At 43.2% G+C, this 9998-nt stretch carries 6 protein-coding genes; all 6 read right to left on the bottom strand.

The features are described from left to right. On the bottom strand, positions 1–3182 hold a 3182-nt coding region (locus KNP87_RS17055; RefSeq protein ID WP_251135672.1), incomplete at its 3' end, for a CDP-glycerol glycerophosphotransferase family protein. A gap of 242 nt (positions 3183–3424) precedes the next feature. Next, a complete protein-coding gene (locus KNP87_RS17050; protein WP_214722372.1) occupies positions 3425–5329 on the bottom strand; it encodes an N-6 DNA methylase in 1905 nt (634 codons plus the stop codon). A gap of 76 nt (positions 5330–5405) precedes the next feature. Continuing rightward, positions 5406–6029, bottom strand: coding sequence for a hypothetical protein (locus KNP87_RS17045; protein WP_214722371.1), 624 nt, complete (start codon positions 6027–6029; stop codon positions 5406–5408). Between the two features lie 129 nt (positions 6030–6158). Beyond that, the gene (gene tnpB, locus KNP87_RS17040) at positions 6159–7331 is read right to left on the bottom strand and encodes an IS200/IS605 family element RNA-guided endonuclease TnpB (protein WP_214722374.1); all 1173 of its coding nucleotides are present in this window, start codon (positions 7329–7331) and stop codon (positions 6159–6161) included. Positions 7332–7558: 227 nt separating this feature from the next. Then, entirely contained in the window at positions 7559–9133 is a 1575-nt protein-coding gene (locus tag KNP87_RS17035; RefSeq protein WP_214722370.1) for a glycosyltransferase, read from the bottom strand. A 137-nt stretch (positions 9134–9270) separates the two neighbouring features. Further along, on the bottom strand, positions 9271–9846 hold the full coding sequence (locus tag KNP87_RS17030; protein ID WP_214722369.1) for a hypothetical protein: 576 nt from the start codon (positions 9844–9846) through the stop codon (positions 9271–9273). Positions 9847–9998 lie beyond the last annotated feature (152 nt).

The following is a 9998-nucleotide window of genomic DNA, read 5'->3' as shown; positions in this document are numbered from 1 at the left end:
AAGAACATCGGACGGTTCATGTTCGCGAAATCAAAGAAGACGGACGAATAATCCGTAATCAACAGATCCGTGATCAAGTACAGTTCCTGAATATCCGGATAACTGGTGACATCGATGAAGCGTTCGCAATGTTCAGCCGGAATGCTCGGCTTCTTCGTCACGAGGACGTGTGTCCGGATCAAGAAGACATATTCGTCTCCGAGCGCTTCCGCGACGCGGTCGAAATCAAACGGATAATCAAAGAAGAATTTTCCGTTGCCGAGCGACTGGTGATCACGGAAGGTCGGCGCGTATAAGATGACCTTTTTGTCATCCGACAGTTGCAGTTTCGTTCGGATCGTCTCGATGGTCTTCGGCTGATTGTTCGAGAAGAACAGATCATTCCGGGGATAACCCGATTCGAAAATCGGTCCCTCGTACCGGAAGGCACTTTTGAAGATGGTCGACGCATACGCACTTGGTGACAAGAGGACACTCCACTGTTTGATCGAGTTTGTCACCCGTTCGACATACCCCTCGTCTCGTCCATGAATCTCATCCAAGTCAAACAACATCTTCTTCAGCGGTGTTCCGTGCCAGGTCTGGATGTACGTCGTTTCTTCACGGCGTCGGAAGTAATGCGGGAAGTTTTGGTTATTGACCCAGAACTTCGCCGTCGCCAGGTAATAGAAGTAGGCCGGTGACAACCGCTTGATGACCTTGGCGTTCGGGTCCCCGAGATAAAGCCGTTTATGATAAACCCAGACGACTTTATAGTCGAGATTCCGGCGTTTCAGTTCCTCATAGATATAGCGTGGACTGTCGGAGTATTGTTTACCGAGTCCGCTCTCAAAGACGACGAGTTTCGGGTCAACCGGCAATCGTTGCATCAACCGGTAGGCAAATTTCATCGATGGGAAGTAGAACCGGCTCCGGCGATACAGGCGGAAAAGAATGTTGGCCGCTTCCGCTGTCTGAATCTGTTCAATCCAACTCCGTTTCTTTTTATAATCGATGATTGTCTGCAGAATTTTTTCCGAGTACGACGATTCGACCGGTTGCAAGAAGGCTGCAGCACGTGCCTGATATTCAGGTGCCATCGCAAATGAACGGGCGGCGGTTGCCTCAAGATCTTCAAACAGTTCATCAAGCGTTGATGAAATCCGGCCCGGCAATTCCTGTTCCAGATCGAGATAAGAACCTTTTGGTCCGATGAACCGGATCGGGTCGAACTGGAAGTAATGAACCGGACGATTCAAGAAACTGAAGTCGAACGCGACGCTCGAATAATCGGTCACAAGAAGCAGGCTTTCTTTCATTAAACCTTGTACATCGCGTTCCCCTTGATGAATGACCGTAATCGGCAAGTCTTCAAAGTGGCTCGTGTACTGCTGCATGTTCGGATGCAGGCAGAAGACGATTTCCAGCTGATGGGCTTTCGCAAACTGATGCAGCCGTTCGCTCGAAAGTAGGGTTTGATACTGTTGATAATATTCCGACTCGAAGAACTGGAGTGGAGTCTGTAACCATGAACGCCATGTCGGGATGATCAACATCTGGCGTTTGACCTCGACATCTTTTCGAAGCAAGGCATCAAAACGGGACAGACCGGTAATCCGGACTTCGCGTTCCGGGTAGCCCATGTCTTGTGTCACCAGACGTTTTTCCCGTTCTGAACTGACGAGAAATAAATCCGTATCAAAGGCCGGTGCAAATTTTCCGTACTGGTCATCCATGTTTTTGGTACCGAGGACACCATGTTGAATGAAAATCCGATCCGCCTTCATCTTCCGTTTAAACGGTTCGGATTTTAAGGGATACAGGTATTCCGCATGATGTGTCCCGATGACTTTTTTCGCCATCAAGGCATGATAGATGTGTTCCTTGGACTTGAACGGTAACGCGTGACCAAGTTGTTCGACTTGCTCGTATTCGTTCGAATCGGGATCGATGACGTAATAGACCGGGCGGTCCGGATAGGTCTCACGCATGTATTTGAAGAAATGATACCCGTTGTCTTGTGCTTTATAAGGACGTTCTCCGACGAGCCAGGTATTCTTTTCGGCAAACAAACGATAGAGAGGCGCAAAACGCATCATATGATTCAAATACGTATAATTATCATTGGTGAATTCAGTCATTTCAAACGAAAGATTCCGATGCCCCACCGTGAAGTACGGGATGATATGCATCGTCGTCGCTTCGCCCTGACCCCGTGTCTCCGGCGTCAATTGACGTGTGATGTAACGCGCCCGTCCGAGACGAAGCAATGTCGATTCCGCGCGGTGATAATACTTAAGCGCGACAAACGCGTCATAGATTCCTTCCTGCAGGACCTGATGTTCGCGGTGCAAACGGGTCCAGTCGATGACGGTCCGGTACGTATACCGGTAGAGACCAAATTTGTCGGCACTTCGGGCATTGTCGTACACCCAATCAATCGGCACGGGAATCTGCTCACCCGTTTCCCGGTGGACGAGTTGTAACGTTCCTTTTTCAATGAACGCATGCCGGGTAAAGATTTTCCCTTTGATTTCCGTTTGGTCGGCTGTAGGACAATCAATCAAATCAATTTGCATCTTCGGTTTGACTTTAGGTTCTTTATTTAACAAAATCCGCAGATTGCCTTTTAGATCCGTATAGAGATGAGCCTTGTGTTCAAAATTTGAATCGATTAACGGCTTCAGGGGAGCGGGAATCCGTGTTTCCGCAAACCGACCGAAGATGATCTCCCGTGTGAACCGATCATCTGTAATCGTCGCGCGACTCGGTAAGCCGTTTGCTTCCCATTTTTCGAGCGTCGTCGGTTGGAAATCAGCGACGTCTTTTGAGAATTTGAGCCAGAGCGAAAATCGTCCGGACGGCAATACAGCTTCCAGTTCGTCCTCGTCACCGGATTCGAGTGTCTCGAGTGCATCTTCAGCGGCCTCGGCAAGCGCAGGTTGTTCCTGTTCAGAAAGACGGTTGTTTTCTAAAACACGGTCGACGAGCGTAGGAAGAATGTCGTGCGGCAACGAAAAGGAAAAGTGTGGACTGCCTGTCCCGGTGGTATTCGGTAATTCGATGACCTGATTCATCAGGCTGTCACGAATCAGTAACGATTCGACCGTCACCGCTGAATCGGACAGATGACCTGTAAGGGTCTGTTCTTGGAATGTTGAGTCGAGCTGCAAGCTTTGTTTAAACTTGGCGCGACGTGACATATTTTTCTTCTTTTTTGGTAAAACACTATTACTAAACCGAATCACTTTTAGCATTTGTTTTATAAGTGTCAAAGCACTGCACCTCCCGTAAATAGATCTATATAATGGTTCGTTTGTAAAAGTATGAAAATCTTCTTAAAACAAAATGAAGATGAGCATTCTTTAATTTTTTTGTTTTGGTAAGGATAGAAAAATATCTACTTCTACTAATACTAATCAATTTTAACTTTATTAAATCAAAATCAATTATCCGTTTTAAATGCCTTTAGAATATCAAGACGTTTATAAAAATTGGTTTGAGCACGTATCAGTTCTCTTTCAGCAGCTCTGACTTTCTTTTGATATTGCTCGATGGCTTCTTCGTAGTCCGCACTGAACTGCCTCTGCACATCGAGAGGTGGAACCGGACAGAGGACCTCACTAAAGGGCTTTGGTAATAAGATGACAGTCGTATTGGTAGATAAGGCACGTTGTAAGTAGTATTGACCAATGGGACTTTCTAAATAAAATTTCAGGAAATTAGAGTCCATTTGCGAGGTCAGTGGACGAAAGCCGATGAAGTTTTGAGAAAGAATGAGCGTTCCTTCATGTTTCGGTACCACCGCCATACGTGTAGGTAATCCTCTAGAGTTCACGATAAAATCGCCTTCTTGTAAAATGTAACGCTCGATACTTTTCTGAAGGATATCGATAGATCTTAAAGTGTTCATCTGAATTGAATTGTTTTCAATATCTCTTAGCTGAACAAGTTGATAAGATCCTTCTTTATTTAATGCCTCAGCTGTATTTCTAGAGTTAGCATTCAACCCGTTGAATACATGACCTAGTTGATGAAGAGGAAGCTGCTTTTGATTCTTTAACGCAGAAGGGAATACTTGAAACATTTTATCTTCTACTTGGATCATGTGACTATCCAAGTATTTAGTGGGAACCAAGTTTCCATTCAAAATTTGAGAACGGTGAACCCATTCCGATTGCTGCGCATAATCTTCTAGTGTGAAGATGAGTGGAAGCAATCGTTCAATGTCCGTGTCCATTTCGCTCGCCTGTGAATAGTGTGACTTTACAAGATCACTGGCATTAACGAATTGAATTTTATTTCGATTTTCTTCTTTTTTATCCTTGTTAAATACAACGATGCAAACAGGTACGCTCGTATTATGCATAATGTTGGCGGGGAATAAGATAACGCGTTCAATCAAATCTTCTGCGATGAATTGGTCACGTATTTCTTGCTCTTTCCCACCTCTGTATAAGGCACCGATTGGTACCAACATTACAGCTTTTCCTCGAGGGTTCAATGAAGAAATGACATGTTGGATAAAAGCCAAGTCTGAACTTGTTCTTGGTACATTTCCATATATAAATCTATCATAAGGATCCTTTGCTAAAGCAACGGAACTAGACTTCATCATCTTTTGGTTAAATGGTGGTGTCATGATAATTCGATCGAAGCGCATCAGCTTTTCATCTTCTGAAAAGGCTGGTGCAAGCAAAGTATCTTCTATTTGAAAATGCACAGTAGCATACTCATAAAAGAACAGTCCTAGCTTTCCTAACGCTCCAACCTTAGAATCGATTTCCTGTGCGTATACTGTAATAGGAAATGAGATAGATTCCAGTAGTGTACGTAAGTTCCCAGCAAATCCTGCTGTACCATCGTAAATTATATGATCTTTCTCTGCGCCTAACAGTCGTGTCATAATTTTTTTCAATACTAAAGGAGTGGAGATTTCCAAAGGGCTAGTACCAGGAAGATGGATTTCATGTTGAAACAGTTCTTCTAGAATACTCGGAAATGATGCTGGATCCATCTGGTCAATTTGTTTAATTACACTCGAAAGAACTGTGTCATCTAAGGAATTCCAATCAATGTCGAGACTATCGTAGGCAGAAGTTAGAGAAGGGTACTGCTTTTCAATCATTTTAAAAGTATCTAGTAAAGCTACCTTCTGTTCGACGTATGACTTAGAGGCGATATGTTGTAGTGTTGTGTCGCTCTTTGAAGTACGAAGATCATAAAATTTAACGGTCATAACAGATAAAATGACTGCGACGATATCTTGAGGGGTTAAGTATCTTCTCAAGTCTTCATGAAGGGCAGCAACAAGCTGATAATTTTTTTTTACTAAAGAAGTTTTTCCCATTTAAAAGTCATGCTCCTTGATGAATTAGTATGTGCTTAATATGACTGTACTATATAGAACAATTTTGAAATTATAATCAGTTTTGATTTTGCCATTCTTTTAATGCGTTCTGGGCAGAACTCCAATTAGAAAAGCGACTCACGATTGTACCTAGGGAAGGTACTTTTTTACCGTTGGTCCATTTTAGATATTGAGCACTATTAAACCTAGTGTCGCATTCTTCCGATGCCTGCTGTAAAGCTTGAAAACATTCTTCCAGCGTATACTGTCTCGTAGAAGATAATCCATGATGTGTAACTGCTTCTTTCCATTTACCGAAATGATTGCAAATGGTACTTGGGCTCATCATTTCAGGATGTCGATTTCTTAGTTCGGCGTACTCTTTAATCGACACGTGTGATCCTTTTTGGTCTTTATAAAAAGAAAAACTCTGAGCAGCAGACCAAATTGATTTTGTTCTTGTTTTTGGTCGAGAAGATGAGAATTTTAGACTAGCTAGTTGTTGTGCATTTGCTAATCCGGCTTCTTTCAATAATGCATTCCATGATCCAAACAATTTTTCAATTTCAAGCAATGAAGGATAAGAAAGCTGGTTGGCAATTTTCTCATAACGTTGTACAGTTATTGGTTGTTTTCGTACTCGGGATAATCCTTGAATGAGCTGTACGAGTTTTTGTTTTGAAATTGCATTGACCTTCATGAGACAAAGTCCTTTCTGTATTGTAATTTCACGATATTGTTCTGAGCTCAACAATTGAACTACCTCCACCTACGCTACGCTAAGAGGTGGAGGATTCCTGAGTGATCCGACCTATCGGTCGAAAAATGATCAGGCTAACCCCGTCGTCCCGACGGTTGAAGAAGCTAAGATACGTTCCGCTTCTCGTTTGAGATTCAGTCCTGCGTTCACATCCCGGTCGTGGTGGATCCCGCAATTCGGGCATGTCCATTCTCGCAAGCCGAGATGTTTCACGTCTTTGTGTTGATGACCGCAACTCGAGCACAGTTGGCTCGAAGCAAAGGTCTTGCCGACCTTCACGACAATCTTCCCGTACCAGTCCGCCTTGTATTCCAACATGCGGAAGAATTCCGACCATCTGACGTCCGAGATGGCCTTGCTCCACTTGCGGTTCTTCTGCATGTTCTTCACCTGCAAGGTCTCGATGCCGATGACGTCGTGTTTTTGGACGATCTCGGTCGATACCTTGTGCAGGAAGTCAGTGCGCTTGTTGGCAATCTTCTCGTGGATGCGGGCGACCTTCCGCTTCTGCTTCTGATAGTTCCTCGACCCAGACAGCTTGACTTTCCTGTTCAGGGCGATGCGTTGACGGCGGGAGAGCTTACGCTGTTCGCGCACCAGTTTCTTCTCAAGTTTTCGGAAGTAACGGTCGTTTTGGTAGATCGTACCATCCGACAGGATGGCAAAGTTTTTGAGTCCGACGTCGACGCCGACGGATGAACCGGTCTTCGGCAGTTCGTGAATCTCCTGCTCGATGAGCAGGGAGACGAAGTATTTGCCTGAAGCGTTACGTTGGATCGTGGCGTTCAAGATACGGCCTTCGACCTGCTTCGAATGGGCGAAACGAACCCATTTCAGCTTTGGAAGTTTGAGCTTGTTTCCGACGATCGAGACTTCCGGAAGTTGAGATTTGCCCTGTATGTTGGTCTTGTACGACTGGACGGGATGGCGCTTCGACTTAAATCGAGGGCGTTCGTTCTGCTTGTTGAAGAAGCGGTCAAACGCATCGGCAAGGTGTTTGACGCTGATCTGAACAGATGTGCTATCGACTTCCCTCAACCAGTCGAACTCTTGCTTCAACAAAGGAAGCTCTTTAGAACAAGAACCGTAGGACAGTCCTTTCCCAGTGGTGTTGTACGTTTCCTCCCACTTCGCCAGGAAGTGGTTGTAGACGAAGCGCGAGCACCCGATCGTCTTCGCGATCAGTATTTCCTGCTCTTTCGTCGGGTAGATTCTGAATTTGTAGGCCTTGTGCTTTAACATCATGCTTCACCTCCCTCAAAGGGCATATACCCGAAAGGGAGGTTGGCGATTCATCTCCCACTTTCACTTCGTTTAGAAGTGGGCGTATTCTCGCCTAATTTTTGATAAAAAATAAAGCTCTTAACATTTCAATGTTGTAGTACATATCGTATCAAAAATGACCTTTTCCGTAAAATATACGAAGAAGGTCATTTTGATCATTCAACTACATAACCGCATGATTCCAGTTACTTAATAGGTCGATCTAATTCATCGAGAAGTTGTACCCACTTTTGTTGGAAAATCGTATCCGAAAAACGATCGACAGACGAAGAGGCTTTTTTGCCCATATAATAACGTAGATGTGGATTCTTCATCAGCAAAGTGGCTGCTTCAGCGAATTTTTTAGTTTCATTCTTAGGTACTAAAAATCCTGTGACTGAATCATCGATAATCTCTGCTGGACCATAACAAATATCATAAGAGACAACGGGTACGCCATAACTCATACTTTCTAAGATCGCCATTCCGAATCCTTCTGATCTTGACGTGAACAATGTAGCGACCGCTCCTTCGTAAGCCTGTCGAATATCTGTCACGAAGCCTTTGAAGTGGATGTGGTTTGTGAGAGACAATTCTTCAATCAGAGCATGAAGGTCCTTCTCCAGTTGATCATTGTATCCAAATCCATAAAAATCTAAAAAGGCTTCTGGATTTTGATCAACAATATGTCGCATAGCACGTACACTTTCTGCAACGTCTTTCTTGATTTGAATACGCGAGACAACAATAAAACGGTTGGGGTTCACTTCTGGAAAAGCAGTGGTAGCCATAGCTGAATTTGTTGTTATCCCGTGCGCAATCGCATGAAAAGTAGAAGGATGTCCAAAAGTATCAATCATGTGTTGCTTTTGTCGTTCTGTTGCCGTGATGACCTTATCCCATTCATCGATCCGCTCGAACAAAGCGTTCCATACACCGCTGACAGTTGCAGTTTCATCAAACGGTGCGACGAAATGGTTACTATGTCCAAAGGCAGCCTTTCGTATGTTTGGATGCTGTACGTCTAATACCACAGAATCTAAATTCTTTTTAGGCAAGTTCGCGAGACGATCTCTGAACTCGGAGAATAATAGAACAGAGGTAGACTCTTGAAGTAGATTTTCAAAAGCGAACGTGTAAAATTTCGCTGGATCGTTGAATTGTTGTTCTTGATTTTTCTCTAAATAAAATAAATGACTCCAGTCATTCGAGTTCATTTTATGCCAAAGGGTTAGATAACACGTTCCGTCACCGTGAAAGAATTCGCGAGAAACAGGTTTGCTCGTTGTAAGAGAGTAATGAATTCTTTGGAAAAGTTGTCCGTTCTCTAGGTACTCATCACGGCGTGTACGATGACGATTTTCAGAGAAATGATCGATGAATACTAGACGGTCTTTTGAATCAAATCGAATATATTGTGTGTAAACACCGTTATCAAACATTCGGAAAGAATCGTTGCTCGAGCGGCTCGTGTCTAAAAACAAGGAATAATTTTCTTTCCACGTTTTTAGTAGTTCAGACTTACTAGGATGTCGCACCGATATTTTTTGAGATAGATGATTGATGAGACCGACGACATGTACGCGCTTATCGATGAGTCCCAGCTTCACCATCTGTCCTCTAATGGTATCAATTTGTGTTTGGGCACCTAAAGTGACGATAGTGACTTTTCGATCTGGTTCAGCTGATACGATAGCATTGGCCCGCTTCAATACCGCTTTGGACAATCCTCCGCGTTGGGGAGCTATTGAGTTCAAAGTAAAATAAACATCTCTTTTCATGGTGTATCTCCTTCGTAATGAGCATCTTATTTTAAGCAGTCTGGAAATAATAAAAAAATTAGAATTCGAAGTGACGTTTCACTGTTAGGTATCTTTTTATACGCCGTATCATCAATAGTTTCTTGAATCAATAACGTTTATCGATCGATCGTATATAATTCTCTTAATTCATAATGGACTGGATTAGTAATTGATGTGTTGGTCACAATTAAATCAACGACCTTTGATTGGAAATTGCATTCCTGTGAAAGGATACGTTGGGCTTCTATATTTGCGTGCTGTTCATGAGGATTATCGCGATACCTCGTTGAACGATACTCAGCAAGTGTCAAACCGTTCTGAATTTGTTGAACATGTACCAATTCATGCATGATTATAAACTGAATAAAAATATGAACCATCTTCTGATGCATGTATACGTCAGATATTTTAGAAAAGTAGACATTTATTTTATCGCTTATTGCTTCAGTATAAAAACAAATCGCTGAAACTACATCTACCTGATCATCGTTTGGAGAAATAATACATGAAGCAAGTGTGTCTTGGATTGTGTATCCGTCCTCTTTTCTATAATCTTCAAACTTGACTAAGGACAGGACATCAGTAGTGATGCCAAACTGTTGAATTACATTTTCGATGGATGAGCCATTTAGCTCTTCTTCTATAATGTGATGAATATTAGATTTGTTTGTAGATATGCTGTGCATGGCCATAACTGGATACCCCTTTTAAATGATGTGTGAACTGAACCCTGAATGGTGGACACTTGATAAAAGACCCCATTCGGGGTTTTTTGTGTTTAAAGAAATCGATATACTGTACCTATTCAATTTAGACGGGAGAACTATTCATGAACAGACGCACC

The organism is Exiguobacterium sp. s192 (assembly GCF_018618795.1).
Lineage (GTDB): Bacteria > Bacillota > Bacilli > Exiguobacteriales > Exiguobacteriaceae > Exiguobacterium_A > Exiguobacterium_A undae.
Note: the sequence above shows the minus strand (reverse complement) of the source record. Positions and strands in the feature narration are given on the sequence as shown.

Bases quoted from the DNA above. Each gene is read 5' to 3' on its own strand.
- KNP87_RS17035 (WP_214722370.1), bottom strand. From the start codon at position 9,133: ATGAAAAGAGATGTTTATTTTACTTTGAACTCAATAGCTCCCCAACGC.
- KNP87_RS17050 (WP_214722372.1), bottom strand. From the start codon at position 5,329: ATGGGAAAAACTTCTTTAGTAAAAAAAAATTATCAGCTTGTTGCTGCC.
- KNP87_RS17045 (WP_214722371.1), bottom strand. From the start codon at position 6,029: ATGAAGGTCAATGCAATTTCAAAACAAAAACTCGTACAGCTCATTCAA.
- KNP87_RS17030 (WP_214722369.1), bottom strand. From the start codon at position 9,846: ATGGCCATGCACAGCATATCTACAAACAAATCTAATATTCATCACATT.
- tnpB (WP_214722374.1), bottom strand. From the start codon at position 7,331: ATGTTAAAGCACAAGGCCTACAAATTCAGAATCTACCCGACGAAAGAG.